Annotated in this window: 15 protein-coding genes and 1 pseudogene; 9 read left to right on the forward strand and 7 right to left on the reverse strand. The window is 48.4% G+C overall.

Annotated elements, in window-relative coordinates; genetic code table 11:
* Positions 1-101 precede the first annotated feature (101 nt).
* From IPI63_RS00285 to bchH, 3 genes and pseudogenes are all read left to right on the forward strand, one after another.
* Positions 102-980, forward strand: a pseudogene (locus IPI63_RS00285) (ABC transporter substrate-binding protein); the annotation flags it as partial.
* 59 nt (positions 981-1,039) lie between these two features.
* Positions 1,040-1,450 carry a ferredoxin family protein gene (locus IPI63_RS00290; RefSeq protein ID WP_292475983.1) on the forward strand — a complete coding sequence of 137 codons (411 nt, stop codon included), beginning with the start codon at positions 1,040-1,042 and terminating at the stop codon, positions 1,448-1,450.
* A gap of 23 nt (positions 1,451-1,473) precedes the next feature.
* Entirely contained in the window at positions 1,474-5,277 is a 3,804-nt protein-coding gene (gene bchH, locus IPI63_RS00295) for a magnesium chelatase subunit H (RefSeq protein ID WP_292475985.1), read from the forward strand.
* 31 nt (positions 5,278-5,308) lie between these two features.
* Here bchH and IPI63_RS00300 read toward each other — a convergent pair whose 3' ends face one another.
* The 4 genes from IPI63_RS00300 to IPI63_RS00315 form a co-directional block, all read right to left on the reverse strand.
* The gene (locus tag IPI63_RS00300; protein WP_292475987.1) at positions 5,309-5,827 is read right to left on the reverse strand and encodes an ABC transporter substrate-binding protein; all 519 of its coding nucleotides are present in this window, start codon (positions 5,825-5,827) and stop codon (positions 5,309-5,311) included.
* Positions 5,772-6,212, reverse strand: a complete 441-nt coding sequence (locus IPI63_RS00305; protein ID WP_292475988.1) for an ABC transporter substrate-binding protein — start codon at positions 6,210-6,212, stop codon at positions 5,772-5,774. Before IPI63_RS00305 ends, IPI63_RS00300 begins: the two co-directional genes overlap by 56 nt.
* Positions 6,213-6,277: 65 nt before the next feature.
* Positions 6,278-7,306: an ABC transporter substrate-binding protein gene (locus IPI63_RS00310; RefSeq protein WP_214079884.1), complete on the reverse strand. Its 1,029-nt coding sequence runs from the start codon at positions 7,304-7,306 to the stop codon at positions 6,278-6,280.
* Between the two features lie 40 nt (positions 7,307-7,346).
* A complete protein-coding gene (locus IPI63_RS00315) occupies positions 7,347-7,982 on the reverse strand; it encodes an ABC transporter substrate-binding protein (protein WP_292475989.1) in 636 nt (211 codons plus the stop codon).
* A 158-nt stretch (positions 7,983-8,140) separates the two neighbouring features.
* Between IPI63_RS00315 and IPI63_RS00320 the strand changes: the two genes are divergently transcribed.
* The 3 genes from IPI63_RS00320 to IPI63_RS00330 all read left to right on the forward strand — a co-directional run bounded on the left by IPI63_RS00320 (position 8,141) and on the right by IPI63_RS00330 (position 10,464).
* Entirely contained in the window at positions 8,141-9,385 is a 1,245-nt protein-coding gene (locus IPI63_RS00320; RefSeq protein ID WP_214064845.1) for an ABC transporter substrate-binding protein, read from the forward strand.
* Between the two features lie 224 nt (positions 9,386-9,609).
* A complete protein-coding gene (locus tag IPI63_RS00325) occupies positions 9,610-9,879 on the forward strand; it encodes a hypothetical protein (RefSeq protein ID WP_292475990.1) in 270 nt (89 codons plus the stop codon).
* Between the two features lie 96 nt (positions 9,880-9,975).
* A complete protein-coding gene (locus tag IPI63_RS00330; protein ID WP_214064843.1) occupies positions 9,976-10,464 on the forward strand; it encodes a hypothetical protein in 489 nt (162 codons plus the stop codon).
* 308 nt (positions 10,465-10,772) lie between these two features.
* Here IPI63_RS00330 and IPI63_RS00335 read toward each other — a convergent pair whose 3' ends face one another.
* Positions 10,773-10,961 (reverse strand): MM0924 family protein, encoded by a 189-nt coding sequence (locus IPI63_RS00335; RefSeq protein WP_214064842.1) that lies wholly within the window; start codon positions 10,959-10,961, stop codon positions 10,773-10,775.
* 640 nt (positions 10,962-11,601) lie between these two features.
* On the opposite strand from IPI63_RS00335, the gene IPI63_RS00340 reads away from it, so the two are divergent.
* Positions 11,602-12,000: a response regulator gene (locus IPI63_RS00340; protein ID WP_292475992.1), complete on the forward strand. Its 399-nt coding sequence runs from the start codon at positions 11,602-11,604 to the stop codon at positions 11,998-12,000.
* A 20-nt stretch (positions 12,001-12,020) separates the two neighbouring features.
* Positions 12,021-12,809, forward strand: coding sequence for a MarR family transcriptional regulator (locus tag IPI63_RS00345; RefSeq protein ID WP_292475993.1), 789 nt, complete (start codon positions 12,021-12,023; stop codon positions 12,807-12,809).
* Between the two features lie 73 nt (positions 12,810-12,882).
* Here IPI63_RS00345 and IPI63_RS00350 read toward each other — a convergent pair whose 3' ends face one another.
* Both IPI63_RS00350 and IPI63_RS00355 read right to left on the reverse strand, forming a co-directional pair.
* Positions 12,883-14,139: an ABC transporter substrate-binding protein gene (locus tag IPI63_RS00350; protein ID WP_292475994.1), complete on the reverse strand. Its 1,257-nt coding sequence runs from the start codon at positions 14,137-14,139 to the stop codon at positions 12,883-12,885.
* Positions 14,140-14,178: 39 nt separating this feature from the next.
* Positions 14,179-15,198 carry an ABC transporter substrate-binding protein gene (locus tag IPI63_RS00355; protein ID WP_292475996.1) on the reverse strand — a complete coding sequence of 340 codons (1,020 nt, stop codon included), beginning with the start codon at positions 15,196-15,198 and terminating at the stop codon, positions 14,179-14,181.
* Positions 15,199-15,606: 408 nt separating this feature from the next.
* Between IPI63_RS00355 and IPI63_RS00360 the strand changes: the two genes are divergently transcribed.
* Entirely contained in the window at positions 15,607-16,233 is a 627-nt protein-coding gene (locus IPI63_RS00360; RefSeq protein ID WP_292475998.1) for a precorrin-8X methylmutase, read from the forward strand.
* The last annotated feature ends 1 nt before the right edge of the window (position 16,234 follow it).

Below are 16,234 nucleotides of genomic sequence, written 5' to 3' on the forward strand. Positions count from 1 at the left end.
CTGGCGCCTGCTGGGGGTGTTCCGGTGGGCATTGACATCACAGACGAAGCTGGCATAACAGTAAGCGTTCCTTTGAATCCCCGGGTCGTTGCCTTTCGACTGCATCCGCTGAAACTGTTTACACCCTGAACGCATCCCATCTGATTGTTGGAAGAACTGAAACCTGTACAATACCCCCTGAACTGGAAAAAATACCCAGCCTTGGAAGCATAGCCGGAGAGGTGGATGCAGAATCCATCCTGGCCACAGGAGCAGGTCTGGTGATCTCTGGTGTGCCTCCCATTTCAGCCGAAACCGAAAGAAGTCTGAAAAGCGCTGGCATCCCGGTCTTGCACTACAACGCTCTCTATGTGGACACCATCCTGCCCATGATCGAGGATTTGAGCCTGATCCTGAACCGAGAGAGGGAAGCAGATGAGCTTAAGGATTTTATAAAACGATATCAAAATCTGATTAACGAACGAATTGCAGACATTTCCTCAGAGGACAGGCCGAAGGTCTATTTCATGTCAATGGGAGACTTCTACCAGACTGCCGGCTCAGATAGCACGGGAAACAAGCGAATCGAGATGGCAGGTGGATATAACATCGGGAGAAATCTTACAGGCATCGTCCCTGCAGTCGATGCTGAGTGGATAATCGATAAGAATCCTGAGGTGATCGTCTACTCCATACGCCCGGATCAATACCGGGCTACGTTCCCCAGAATCGAAGAGATGGCAGCCAAGAGGGATGAGATCGCTGCTCTTCCTGGTTTTGACAGAATTGACGCTGTGAAAAGCGGACGGGTCCACGTGATAGATATCGGTACACTCAGTGGACCACGAGGAATTGTGGGCCTCCTATATTTGGCCAGCTGGTTTTATCCGGATCGTTTCACAGACGTTGATCCAGCGGCCGTACATGAGGAAATGCTGCGGGATTTCTACCATCTGAACTGGCATGAGCCCTGGGCCTACCCCATGAGTCAATCAGCTTGAGCAGAAGGACTGACAACCCCCACATAGATAGAACTTTTAAAATATAATGGGTATCTGGCATGTATGAAACAGAGAACAAAAAAGCCATGAGGAGGATGGGCCAGGCAATGATGGCCACAATGCCGCTGCAGCTAAAGGTCCAGGTTATGTTCAAGATGCTGCTGGCAGGAGACGATGATGATAAACGCAGAAAGATAATGGAAGAGGCAAAACAGAGGCGCCGCTTCACTGTTCCAAGAGAACGAATCGAGTGGTATCCAACCATCGATCACCATAAATGCAAGAACTGCAAAATTTGTCTGGAGTTCTGTCCTAAAGGCGTCTTTTCAGAGGATGACAAGAACAAGATAACCGTTTCAAGCCCGTATGAATGCGTGATGCTATGCAGCGGCTGCGAGATAAAGTGCCCGCACGACGCGATCTCTTTCCCAGACAGGAAAGACTTCTACGGATATGTTTATTACGTTTGAAAGCAGACTTTTGAGGATTTCACATGAAGATTGTCATTATTTCACCTATTCTCATCACAAGCCTCATCAAAGCATCTCAAGAACTGAATGAGGAGTTTGAGCTGGAGCTTGATCTCAGGATCTATTATCCAAACCAAATAGACAATGAAGAGATTTCATCGGATGAGATCGCAGAAGAGCTCAAGTCTGCTGATGCTGTTTTAGTGGACCTCATGGGCGCAGGAGGCCGGTCGATTGAAATCATATCCAGCAGTCTCAAAGGCGAGAGAAATACTGCCGTCAGCCTGGTTGTCCCCATGGGCCGGGCCTTTCAGGAGATGATGCAGATCACCAGGCTTGGGTCTTTTCATGGAGCATGGCTGGCCGAGAGGATGGCCGGCATGGAGATGAAGGGGCAGCCTGTTGATGAGGACCCCGACGCCCTTCGGAAGAAGATAGATAAAGGCCGGAGGATGATGGAGATGGCCTTAAAAATGGTGCAGGCTGGAGGGAGGGTCATGCCTGTGGGGCCGATAAAGGATGCAGCAAACTACATAAAATTTACAAAATACTGGAAATTCGGTGGCCGGGAAAACTACAAAAATCTTCTGATCCTTCTTCTGAGAGATTACCTGGGCGTATCACTTCCTCCTGCAGGTGACCCGGCGGAGAGGCCAGACTTCGGCATATATCATCCCCGGCACGGCTACTTCGAAGACCTTGAAGAGTACCTGGAAGCATTCGGGTTTAACCATCGGCTCCCCACGATCGGTTTCCTCTTTTACGGCGGGAGATATTTTGACCAGTGCAGATCAGCAATAGAGGTACTCGCCTCATCCTTTGAGGACATGAACATCATACCCGTTTATTCCGACGGCATCAACAATTTAAAGGCAATGAGGAGATACTTTTTTAGAGATGGCCAGCCGATAACTGATGCTATTGTAAATCTAACCATGTTCCGCCTGAACGGTGGCCCGCTGGGCGGAAACCACCAGCTGACCAGAGATCTGCTGAAGGAGATTAATGCCCCCCTCTACACCCCAGCATCTATGCACAGGAGAGAGGTAGTGGATTGGATGAGATCTCCAACTGGCCTGAATCCCATGGAGGCTATAATATCGGTCATCTGGCCGGAACTGGATGGAAGCATCGAGCCAATCCCTTGCTGCGGGGTAGGTGTGATACAGGGTAGCAGCCCTCCTGTTCAGGAGGTGGTCACGATACCTGACAGATTAATTCGCATACGCTCCCGAATTCAGAAGAGAATTGAGCTCAAGACTAAACCCAATGAAGAAAAGCGTGTGGCTCTGATCATCTACAGCTATCCACCGGGGGAAGGCAACCTGGGCGGGGCATCTTATCTGGACGTGTTCAAGAGCATAAAGAGCCTCTTGAAGAGGATGAAAGATGAAGGATTCTCTGTCTATGTGCCGGAAGGAAAGCTACACGATCTCTTTGAAGACCTGGCGATTGCAAACACAGGCCAGTGGTTTTGCGCTGAAAAAATCATCAAGAATAGCTTTTATCTTAGTGCGGAGGCATATAGAAACTACTTCTATTCTTTGCCAGAGAAAATGCAGGACGAGGTTACCACGGCATGGGGTGATGTTCCTGGCACTGTGATGACCTCGGGAGAGAAGATCCTCATTCCCGGCATCGAGCTGGGAAATGTATTCCTGGGGATTCAGCCCGCGAGGCCGCCCTTGAAGGGGCAGGATCTATCTGGAGCGTCTCATGATAAGACAAAGCCGCCTCATCATCAGTATATCGCCTTTTACCGCTGGTTGGAGACTGTCTGGAGGGCAGATGCAATCGTGCACGTTGGGACTCACGGCCTGGCCGAATTCACAAAAGGAAAGGAGGTGGGAATGAGTGCCTCATGCTTCCCGGACCTTCTGATGGGAGACATGCCTCACTTTTACTTCTACCATGTGACAAATACTTCAGAAGCAGTTGTGGCCAAAAGAAGGCTCTACGCCACTATTATCAGCCACAACAATCCTCCCTTCACATCTTCTGACCTGTATGAGGATTATGTTCTGCTACAAAACCTAATAGACGAGCATGGAGAGGCAGAAGTTCAGAACCCAGAATCATGCTCTCGAATCAAGGAACGGATAATGGCAGTTGCACAGGAGCTTCACCTCGAGGAGACCGATATAGATCGCATCCATGACGAGCTTTATGAGATGAAAAGAAGGATAATTCCGAAAGGCCTGCATGTTTTGGGGGAGGGATATGAAAAGGAAGATCTGAAGCGTTTCTTGGAATTTGTTCTTAGATACGATCGAGGAGACATCAAGTCGATAAATCGTATTTTGGCAGAGGAGAATGGTCTGGATTACGACTCTGCCTTAATGGATAGGCCCTCTCATGCCTCTCAGCTTGCAGAGATGGACAGAAGATGCACGAGTATAGTGGAATGCTGTCTGGAAAGATCGCTGGATGAGGCGGTCGAGGAAAGCGCTCTTTCATCTGAAAGAAGGTCTGAGCTGAGAGAAGCCCTGAGATACGGCATAATGCTTTTGGAAAGCTACTCTGATAACGAGGTTGAGATCGACAACTTCATTTGCGGCCTTCGGGGTGAGTTTATAGAGCAGGGAGATGGCGGAGACATTATCCGCTCTCCAGAGATCCTACCAACCGGAAGAAACCTCACGCAGTTTGACCCCACAAGAATTCCCACAGAGAATGCATTTAAGCGAGGTGAAGAGATTGCCAGGAATACCTTGTCCGAGCACCTGGAGAGGAACGGCTGCTATCCAGAGAGCATTGGAACAGTGCTCTGGGGATTTGAGACGACCAAAACCGGTGGGGAGACGGTTGGACAGATACTCAGCTATCTGGGCGTGAGGATCGAGAGAAGCAGAGGGACCTGGTCGCCAAAGTTATATGTGGTTCCGCTGGAAGCTTTGGGCAGGCCGAGAATCGACTGTCTGGTGAACATATGTGGATTTTTTAGGGATATGTTCCCCAATCTCATAGAGCTCTTGGATCAGGCTTTCGACCTTGTTGCTGGTCTTGATGAGCCGCTGGAGTTCAACTACATCAGAAAGCACTCAATGGAAAACCTTGAGCACCTGAAGGAGAGTGGACTTGATCCAAAAACGAAAAGGAAGATGGCCAACGGTCGAATATTCGGTCCGCAGGCAGGGGAATACGGCACGCGCATCCTACCGCTGATCGAGGATTCGGTATGGAGAACAGAAGACGAACTGGCAGAGGTCTTCATCCAGTCTGTAAATCACCTCTATGCCAGGGATCTGCATGCATGCAAGGTCGATTCTCTATACCGCGACAATCTAGCCAGGGTCAAGCTCGTCTCTCAGGTGAGGGACTCTCATGATCGAGAGATAATCGATCTGGACCACTATTTCGAGTACTTCGGCGGGCTGTCCAATGCCGTGAGGAGGACGTGCGGAGTGAGACCCCAGATGCTCATCTCCGACACCACCGGCGAGGCCATCCGCACTGAAGATCTAAAAAGCTCTGTTAACAGGGGCATAAGGACCAGGCTTCTCAATCCCAAATGGATAAACGGCATGCTGGAGCATGATCATCACGGAGCGCAGCAGATCGCCAAACGGGTAGAAAATGCCCTGGGTTTAGCTGCAACTACTCACATCGTGGACAACTGGATCTGGGCATCAGTTGCTGAGCGTTATATTTTTGACGATATGACTCGGGAGAGGATTACGGAGAACAACAGATTCGCGGCCGCACATCTGGTGGAACGACTCATCGAGGCCGAGAACAGGGGATACTGGAAGGCGACCGATGAGGAGAAAGAGAAGCTCAGAGTTGCATATCTGAAGATAGAAGGGGAAATTGAAGATGATACATAAAAATAAAAAAAACTTAATTAATCTCGGAATCTTATATCGTTGAATACTCAGTCAGCTTAACCTCTGCATCTTCGTAAGGTATTGTGGATGGTTTGGCGCCCGGCTGGTTTGGTCCATACACAGTTCCTTTGAGACCGCTTGCCATCTTTATATCTGTTATATAGACCCTTCCTGTCTTGACGGCATCGATGTCTTCAAATCCGGGCAGAGACATAATTTCATCTCTTTTGGCCTCCATCTCCTCAATTGTAGGCGTAGTCGCATTGTACTGCTCCTGTGACATGGAGTAGACTATTATCTCTGGATTTTGCTCGATCACCCATTCCATGTCCACATGAGGCACCTTGGTCGGCAGATCTGCAGCGATATTCCTGCCCCCGGCCTCGACAACTCTGATATTCCCCGTTGAATCCCTATTAGCCGTCCAATCGAAGTGGCCCATTGACATGAAATATACCTCAGGCCTGTCCTCATCGGGAATCGTCTCAGTTCGGTCAAAAAACGGTATCATAGTATCCGGAAATCCTGTCGGCCATTTCCAGGGCTTCATCCTTCTTTTCCAGAACTCGTCCCAGATCCCTGATCATGGGGATCAAAGCATCGATATGCAGTAGCCGATACCGCAGCACTGGAATCCCATAGTCTGTCAGCTTCTGCTTCATATCCTCAGGGAACAGAGCCCCAGTTTTGCCAATCACCAGATCGGGGTTCAGCTCGATTATTTTTTCGATATCCGCATCGCCACCGGACTTTCCTATATGCTCTTTTTCCAGCAGAGTGGGAGGCATGTCGCAGTCCTCTGTGACGGCAATCATTCGATCCGATTCTCCCAGAGCATAGATCACCTCAGATGCTCCTGGGGAGAGGCATATAATGCTATTGGGGTCCAGGGGCACGGCCACATTCCGGCCGTCTTCGTCCGTAATCGTGACCATCTCTTCTTCCTCTGCTAAGGCAGGGGCTAGAAGAAGAGCAAGGACGATCAACAGTGTGGTTGTTCTTATTTGATCTCCATATCTAATAAGGAAGATGAGGGAAAGGCATAAGCCCCCTCTAGATCAAGGCCATAGAACTTATCTATGAGCTCCCGGTGCACAGAATCAGGGTCCACATCTTCGAACTGTTGGGGATGAAGCCATTTAGCTAGATAAAGCTCACCAACTATCGCCCGTATTCCCGATGTGATCTTGCCGCTCATCACAAAGACCCTTCCGTCTTCTACCGCCTTTACGCTCTGCAGCTCCGGCCGGCTCATTATCTCATCCCTCAACTGGGCCAGCTCATCCTCAGTGTAGTTTTTGGTGCCGGGCTCCGACTGAAGGATTATATCTGGGTCGATCTGTACTACCCACTCGGGGCTCACGTCAGGATACGAATTCGATTCATTTCCCAGGTCAGCGGCAACATTCAATCCTCCGGCAAATGTTATGAAATTATGATAAGAACCGCTGGATGAAACGGTATGATAGGGCGTTCCATACCACTCGAAGAAGACTCTTGGGACGTCCTTTTCCGGCAGAGCAGCAACTTGGTCCTGGATTTTATCCTGGTAATTCTTGATAAATTCTACAAGCTCTTGAGCTCGCTTTTCTTTTCCTAAAACCTGGCCCAGGTTCTCCATAATCAGGATCGTCCTGGAGGGATCTATGAATTTCTCCTCCATTACCGGTATTCCCGCATCCTCCAGGATCTTCTTATCCCCGTCGGAGATCATTGTGTCGGCAACTACCAGATCAGGGTCCAGCTCCAATATCAGCTCAATATCGGGCGAATGGGAACTCTTCCCCACCCCTTCAACCTTGGCCAGATAGGGAGGAAAGTCGGAGTTGGTCGAACGTCCCACCAGGCTTGCTCCCTCGTCCAGAGCACAAATGATCTCTGAAGCTCCTCCTGCGAGAGAGACGATGCTTTTTATCGGCGCATCCACGCTCACAGAGTGTCCGGTAAAATCGACTACTGTGACCATTTCTCCGCTTCCAGTAATGGAAAGGAGGCCGATACAGATAATAACCAGAAAGGCTGTCCTCATTAATTCCACCACGCATTGTTTTCATGCTACCATTGCTAGCTCAGGCATCGGAGGGATAAGCGTATCCTCCCTCCAGCTTCATGTTGTAGAACTCCTGTATGAGCTTCTCATGCTCGGCACCCGGATCTATGTCATCGAATAATTCTGGATAGAACCACTTGGCCAGGTAAAGCTCGCCGATCGCAGAGCGGATTCCCGTGGCCACCGTACCGCTTAAAACATAGACCCGTCCCTCTTTGACCGCCCTTGAATTCTGCAGCTCCGGCCGAGATATGATCTCATCCCTCCACTGCTCTAGCTCCTCCTCTGTATAGTCCTTCGAGCTTCCCAGAATGTGAAGTATGACATCCGGATCTTTCTCTATCACCCATTCCGGGCTGACATTGGGATAATCGACCGATTCATTGGCTGCGATGTTGACTCCGCCGGCAAAGTCGATGAAGTTGTCATAGGATGTGCCGTTGGATGCCGAATGATACGGCTTTCCCAGCCACTCGAAGAACACGGTTGGTCTCTCCTCCGAATTTATGCCCAAGGTTCTCTCTTTTATAAGATCATGATAACCTTTCAGCTGGCCCGCCAGCTCAGAAGCGCGCTCCTCTTTTCCAAGAGCCCTTCCCAGGTTCTCGATGACCAATAAAAGAGAGATCAGGATCTGCAAAGCCTTTTTTCTCAACGTCACTACCTCCTATTTAGTCAACTTAATTGACTTTTAGACAAATTAAGTTGTATATAAATCTTGGGCCAATGCGTCATACTGGGTGGCAATGAATCAAATGCTCCTTGTCCGGTTGAGAAAGACTTAAATCAATTAATCTTTCCTTTAATCAAAAAATGGTGATCGAAATGCTTAGTAAGACACGCATAAGGATGCTATTGGCATGGTTGATGCTGTGCTCACTGCCAATCCTGGCAGGTGGATTTGATTTCACCTTGAAGATCTACGGCAATGCAAACCTGGATGATACCATAGATCAGTTGGATATCGATTTTATTCAAGGGATCATCAACGGCACAGAGGAGTACAACGAGCTGGCCGATGCCAACAACGATGGCAGTATCGACCAGGAGGATATCGCGCAGATTGAGGATATCATAGCAGGCAAAGAAGAGAAGCTCATCTTGAAAGATACCGCCAACCGGACGGTGTCAATCGATATGCCTGTGGAAAGAATCATCGTTCCCAGCGGCCTTGCTGCTGAGGCCTTCAAGGTTTTAAAGGCTACAGACAAGATCGTCGGGGTCTCCAATACCATCCATGAGAAGATCTACTTCTTTCCCGATCTCGCCGATCGGCCATCCGTTGGCGGCTGGAAGATAGAGGACTATGAGGCGGTCATCTCCCTTGACCCTGATCTGGTCATCAGCTACGAAAAATGGCCGCCAATATCCGAAGCGGAGGAGAATCTCGATCCTACAGGAATACCCGTAGTCGCCCTGGAGTTCACAGATCCGAATTTCGTGACAGAAGAACTGGTCAAGCTCAGCTACATTTTGGGCACGAATGGGGCAGAGGATCGATATATTCAATGGCGCTCCGGATATGAAAGGCAGATAGATGAATATGTGAACAATTTGAGCCGGGATGAGAGGCCCAGCGTCTTTTTGGAGACGGGCTTTAAGGGTCTAAATGATGTTGGGACATATGGAGAGGGTGCAAAGGGAAGCCTGGTGCTTGAACTTGCCGGCGGCAGGAACATTGCGGCCAATCTATCAGAAGCCTATCCTCATGTGGATAGCGAGTGGATCATCACCGAGAACCCAGAGGTGGTGATGAAGTACGTCTACAGCTCAGAGGTGGACTGGGGCTGGAATGGCACCGATGAGCCGGAGGCAATAGTTGCAGAGGTCTTGAATCGCGATGGCTGGGAGAGCATAGATGCAGTGAAAAGCAAACGGGTATACCTGATCAGCAACGAGTTGATGACGGGGCTGGACAGCGTGGTTGGCTATCTTTACTGGGTCAAGCTACTCCACCCGGATTTTGCTGCAGATCCGACAGAAGCCTACGAAGAATATATGACCGATTTTATGGGCATGGAATTTCCCGATTTGATATTTGTTTACCCCCGTCCCTGAGGGTGCTCTTGTGGAGAGGGTCCTGACTCCACATCAATTTTTATAAAATTTAAAAAATCTTTCGACCGCAAGTTTTAAGTAAAACTAATTTGTATTAAATCAAATTTAGTGGACCAAGGAATCCACGCGTCCATTCAGATCAGGAGGTGGGAGCAAACTGCGGTTTGGCGCCCACTTCCATCTCCCACTTATAAGCTGGAATGGACAGCTAAGGAGGGCATAAGATGGCAGATGAGAGAAGTTCCATAAAAATGAAAGACTTGAACGAGACGTTGTCCAATTATGAAGTTCAGAGCCTGGAGGGGGTCATACTGGAGGGCGACATAGAGATCGAGATGGATCTCTCCAGCGGTGCGCAGCCCCTGCTCGTGCAGTCGCTGGGCCAGGAATTCACAAAGCTCGCTGTGGAGCTGTTCAGTTTCTCCCGGGCAATGGGATATCCGGTTGATTCTATGCTTCAGACGGCAAAGACCGTAGGATCAGCGGGCAAGTAGCGCATCTAGATCAGATGGCAAGTAAACTGAGAACTGCGTCCTTCCGGAGACTGGAGATCTCAGGGCTATAGTATATCAGGAAATGAGGGTGAAGTGATGCCAAAATTTTGTGGGTTTGATCCGAAGCCGGCAACTCGTCAAGCAGTGAAAAAGTTTGAAGATGAAGTGATGATTGGAAAAGACTATCGTTTCCTTATCCCTACGGTATACCTCGATGTGAATGAAAAATGTTGGTCAGTTGCTATAGCATATAGCACATCTCGTCCTCCTGGTATGCATTGGCAAGAAAATCTGCTAGAAGTACGGTACACCTATTCTCTCAAAAATAAGGTGCCTTTGACACTGATGCGATCTGATCCCTTTGAGGACATCCCGATCGTCGGCCGGACCTTTGAAGATCCTGATACCTTTGCACTGTATGCAATAACTAAAGAAAGGGAGCTTGTGAACTGTCCAGATCCAGATAAGCAACGGAATGAAGGCGTCCCGATCATTGGCCGGACTTTTATAGATCCCGATATCTACGAAAAGGAACTTCTGAATCGCCTGGCAGATCCATATGAACTGCAGGATGAGAAGCTTTAGCGGTACCTGGCACGCAACCGTATCATATAGGAGATGAAGGTTGTCAAATAATGTGAGGATAAAGAATGCAATATTAAAACAAATGTATGTGTTTAGCTCATCATAATCGATATCATTGAGCCCATTCAGCAGCATCCTGCGCAACCAATTCTCAATAGTAGATTTCGGACAAGACCAGTTATTATCATCGTTTTCCATCTGGGATAGGTTATTTACCTCATGCTCATCATGAGATGAAACCAGCATCAATCGAACTATTCAGTGGAGCTAAACACATACAAATAAATAAACCAGTGGTCCTTTAGACCTCAATCTACCTCCCACGCAGCCAGTACCCTGTCTACGTTTATGTAGTCTCTTCTTCCGGCATTTTCAAGGACCAAGACCCCATCGGCGCTATCCACAACTTTGCCTTTGAGCCTGTCTGACTTTCCGGTTCCAAAGTATACCTCTATCGTCTTATCGAATAGGCGCTCTGATACAAACTTGTCCAGCATATGTCTCACCTCAGGTCTATTGCTTCCTCAATGAGATATATACTTTTCTGATTAAAAAATTGATTTATGGAAGGTGCACTTGATAAATCCGGCTTGATTTTTATCGCAATATCCCGATGCTTGCATCGGGGATAAAGGGCATCCGTATCTAACTTAGGGATTAAATCAGATCCGAGTAGTATTATCTTTATGCGGCGACGCCTCGGATGCCCCGTCTGCCGGGCGGTGGGGTGCGTCGCCGCCGTTTCACTTTATAGTAATACTCCGATGCTTGCTTGGGGGATAAAGGGCATGCGCATTCAACTTGGGTTTGAGTCAGCTTAGCTTGGAACCATTTTCATGTGGCGGCGCTTGGATGCTTCGCTACTGCTATTCCTCTTTGGATACAGTTCCCCATTGATAACAGATCTGGTCGCTTTCAGGAGTAGCATACCACAATCTTTAAGTAAAGTAAATTTGTATTAAATCAAAATTAGTGGATAACAAAATGCACACCCCTATTCAAATCCGGAGATGGGTGCTGACTGCAGTTTGGCACCCACTTCCATTTCCCACTTATAAGCTGGAATGGACAACTTAGGAGGCATGAGATGGCAGAGGAGAAAAGTTGCCTGAAGATTCACAGTAGGTGGCCTTAAAAGTGTTCGCGAAGGAAGGATCCTACAATACCGTGCGCATATTGCTTGCGGAAGACAACCCTTGCAGCCAGGAGTTGATGCTGAGAATGCTCAAGTACATGGGACTCTATGCAGACGTCGCCAATGATGGGCTTGATGTTCTTCATGCCCTGGAAACCCGGTCCTATGATGTGATTTTAATGGACATACAGATGCCCAAGATGGATGGCCTTGAGGCAACCAAAGCCATACGCCATCGCTGGCACGATCGAAGCATAAAAATCATCGCCGTTACAGGCTGCAACCAGGAAGAGGATCGTGAGATGTGCTTCCAGGCAGGAATGGATGATTATATGTGCAAACCGGTAAAGAGAGAAGATCTCGAGAGCGTGCTCAGCCGTTACCGATCCCATGGTCATTAAAATCATAATGAGGATTGCCGATGATCAACGTACTTAAAAGCAAGCGAGAAAGCTCTCGCTTTCAGATCCTGGTAGAGATAGCTGCCCACCAGCCCAATCTGCGCCAGAAGGAGGTAGCAGATAGACTTGACCTGACCCCACAGGCCATCTCGGAATACATCAAGGAGCTCGTGGCAGAAGGCCTGGTTACTACAGACGGACGCATGCGATACAGAATTACCAAGGAAGGTGTGGAGTGGTTGCTCGAGAGCGCAGCTGAGCTAAAACAATATGCTCGAGCGGTTATGGAGGACATTATCAGCCATGTCTCTGTCTGGAGTGCATTGGCAGAATCAGACCTCATTAAGGGTGAAAAGGTATCCCTGGAGATGCGGGATGGGCTCCTCTATGCGAATAAAAAAGACGACATAGAAGCTAAAGGCATAACCATCTCAGATGCTTCTGCGGGTGAGGATATTGGAGTATCTGATCTCAAAGGCCTGATAAGTCTTGAGGAAGGACGGATAATCGTATGCAAGGTGCCGCGAATCCAGATAGGGGGATCCAGAAATGTCGATCTCGATCTTCTGAGAGAGAGGGTCTCAGGCTATGAGATGGTCGGCTCCTTAGGCATCGAGGCTCTTGTGGCCCTTAGAAAGATAAAGAGAGAGCCAGATGTGATCTTCGGTGCGAAGCAGGCTGTGATAGAGGCCGCCTATCACGGTATTAGCTCAGTCGTCGTCAGTGTGGACGAGCAGATCCCCGGTATCCTGGAACGCCTGGAGTCTGAAGGATTGAAGTACGAGCTATTTGACCTGACATTGACCTGAGATGTGAGGCGACATGGTTTTGTCGCCTCATTTGCCAGTTTGCTGTATGCGGGTGCCTACCAATATTTAGCTCTCAGGCGACAGCATGATTTTCCGCCTGTGGCGGGTAGATGAAGGTCCCGTTCTTGTACACATTGAAGCTCAGGCCTGGACAGTATTTATCGATGAACTCCTGGTGCATTGCCTGAGGGTCTAGTTCATCAAATAATTCTGGATGTAGCCACTTTGCCATGTACGCCACTGCTATCTGATAACTGAAGCCGTAGGAGAGCCCTTCGTCAATGATGTAGACCCTGCCTTCTTTGACAGCGTTCACATCGGCAAGCTCAGGCCGGTTCAGGATTTCTTCTCTAGCCTCGCTCATGACTGAGAAGTCATTGGCTGGGTATCCTACATCGTTTCTCAGTTGCTTAAAGATGATGTCCGGATTGCTAGTTACTACTGCCTCAGGATCAGCCTCGAAGTAGAGAGGCGAGTCCTCAAATATGTTAATTCCACCGGCCATCTCGAGATAGGTCTGAGCGCCTGAACCATTGCCGCCGTATGCTTTGTAATTGCCGAATGAGGACTCCACATATACTCTGGGCTTCTCCTCATCGGAGAGTCTTGCCGTTTTGGCCGTTATAGCGTCGATATACTTGTATTGGAAGTTTTCCAGGTAATCCTTTGCCTCATCTCTGCGGTTCAAGATATAGCCGAGCTTTGTAGTCTCCTCTGCGAAGGAATAAGGTGTTTTTGAGGTGAAATCGAGGCCTACCACGGAGGTGTTGCCAGGTAGCTTATCATAGAGTTCCTTTGTCCATGAGGTTGCGCCCAATAGCAGATCGGGTTGATATTTGAATATCGCCTCCGGATTTGGAGGATAACCTCCGATTGATGGCATTTCGGCGCCTTGAGGGAAGAACACGTCCTTTTTCTTGGTGCTATCTTCGATGGCAACTACCTTGTCAAGCTCGCCGAACATCCTCAATGCCTCATTGTTGTATATCGATATGGAAACAATTCGCCGTACAGGCTTTTTAATAGTAGCTACTCTTTTGTAGCTATCCACTATCGTCAGGTTCTCTTCCGTCCCTGCAATTATCTTTTTTATCTGATCTAAATCAAGCTCATTCACATTGCCGTCGTAATTAGCATCGGCCAAATCCGTCGATTCCCTAGCTCCGCTGATGATTTCCTCCACATAGACGATATCGCTTTCGTCTATGGTCTGATCCATATTTGCATTTCCGTAAATTCCCAGGACGAAGTCAGACTCGGCTGCAGATGCTGCCGTTATTAATAGCAGAAGATATACTGCTGCCACTGTTATGCTTACTATCTCTTTCATATCTGCCTCAATTATCTTCAAATATTAAAAAAATATGAATCAGCTGGCTGAGCCGGTGGGATAGATATATACCCCATCCAGTTGACTCAGACCGTAGAACTTCTCTGCAAGCTCCTGGTGGACCGCCTCTGGATCTATATCCCGAAACCTCTCGGGATAGAACATCTTGGCCATGTAAAGCTGGCAGATGACAGAGCGTACCCCATATCTGATCTCTCCAGAGATCAGGTAAACCCGGCCCTCTTTGACCGCTTTCACATCAGCAAGCTCAGAGCGAGCGATGATCTCATCTCTCAGCGTTTTCAGCTCATCCTCTGTGAATGTCTTGTCGCTGGACCTCTGCTGGATTATCACATCCGGATCGGTCTCCACCACCCACTCCGGGCTGACGGTGGGATACGAATGAGTGCTGTTGCCCAGACCTTTTGCAATATTATCCCCACCTGCGAGCCGGATCAATGTATCAGAGGGATTGCCGCTTGAAACCGTGTAGTACGGCTTTCCAGCCCATTCGAAGAAGACCTTGGGCTTATCCTCTGGCTTCAGATCGGCAGTGCGTTCTTTGATCAGATCCTGATAGCCTTCGATGAAACCGGTGATTTCCTGGGCACGCTCTTCTTTCCCCATTATTGTCCCCAGCTTTTCCATTACTCCCAAGTCTTTGGCCGGATCCACGATAGACTCGAGCATAACGGGGATTTCTGCGCCTTCAAGCTCCTTCAAATCATCGTTGGTGAGCATTGTATCGGCGATCACCAGGTCCGGATTAAGCGAGACTATCAGCTCCAGGTCAGGGGAATGGGAGCTCTTTCCAGCAATAGGTACCTCTTCCAAAGCCGGAGGGAAATGAGAATACGAGTCTCTTCCCACCAGGATCTCTCTGCCGTCCAGCGCATAAAGGTACTCTGCCACACCAGTCCCCAGCGATACCACCTTTTGCACCGGCACATCTACACTCACAGAGCGTCCGGTGGAGTCAACAATTGTGATATTCTCAGCACTTCCTGCCGTTATGAGAAGACTGAGGAATACCAGCATCAAGACTATGTTTTTTCGCAATTGCTCATCCTCCTTTATAAGACAAATTTGCAGTAAAACAAGTTTACTTGTATATAAAGTATAGGTTAATTATTTTCTAGAATAGTAATAAATAAAATTTTGCAACTAAAAAGCGTTATTAATGCCTGCTCTTCCGTTATGGTCTGAGAACCATAGAGGGAATCGATGGCGGCATATCCTGCTGAGTAGTGAACGAACTGCATCACTAAAGGTGCGATTCACTCTCCAGGCAGCGGAACTTTGCCTCTCACGCACCCTTGACTCATCATTTCTGGTCTATGATTGATCCCACTTATTGTTCACCGAAAGGTTATTAAATCAAACCAACTAGACTTAAACCAAATATGGTTAAATCGACCTGGTTATTGAGCGCAGCCGCTGAATTGAAAAGAGATTGAGGCGGAGCAGATGGATGAGAACTATTCCGATATAAGTGCCACTACTCGTGAGGCGATGGACATAAGCAGAAGGAGCAGAAAGATCATCTCAGAGATAGTGGGGAACTCGACTCCAGAGGACAGAGTTAGACAGAGATGTGCCATAGCTACGGGAGATCCCAATGTGGCTGAGATCCTCAGGTTTGTAAAGGACCCGGTAAATGCAGGACTCAAAGCATTGGATGCAAAGGCCAGGATATTTGTGGATATCAACATGGTGAAAGAAGGTGTGCTCAAAAAAGGCCATCAATCCTCCATTAGAGTCATGATTGGAAGAGGAGATGAGCTGGCCGAAAGCAAAGGCATAACCAGAGCTTCAGCAGGCGTTTTGGCATTTAAAGAAGAGCTATCTGAAAGCATAGTGCTGATAGGCAATGCGCCATCAGCACTTCTGACTCTCTGCGACCTTATAGTCTCTGGAGATGTTATGCCAGCACTTGTAATTGGAACGCCCGTCGGCTTTGTTAATGCGGCAATAAGCAAGGAACATCTCAGGTGCCTTGATGCACCATCCATATCAGTTGTGGGAACGCGCGGCGGGACGCCCATTGCGGTAGCAGCCATGAACGAGATGATAAATATGTATAATAGCTCATAAA

The sequence above is a fragment of the Methanothrix sp. genome, assembly GCF_016706325.1.
GTDB lineage: Archaea > Halobacteriota > Methanosarcinia > Methanotrichales > Methanotrichaceae > Methanothrix.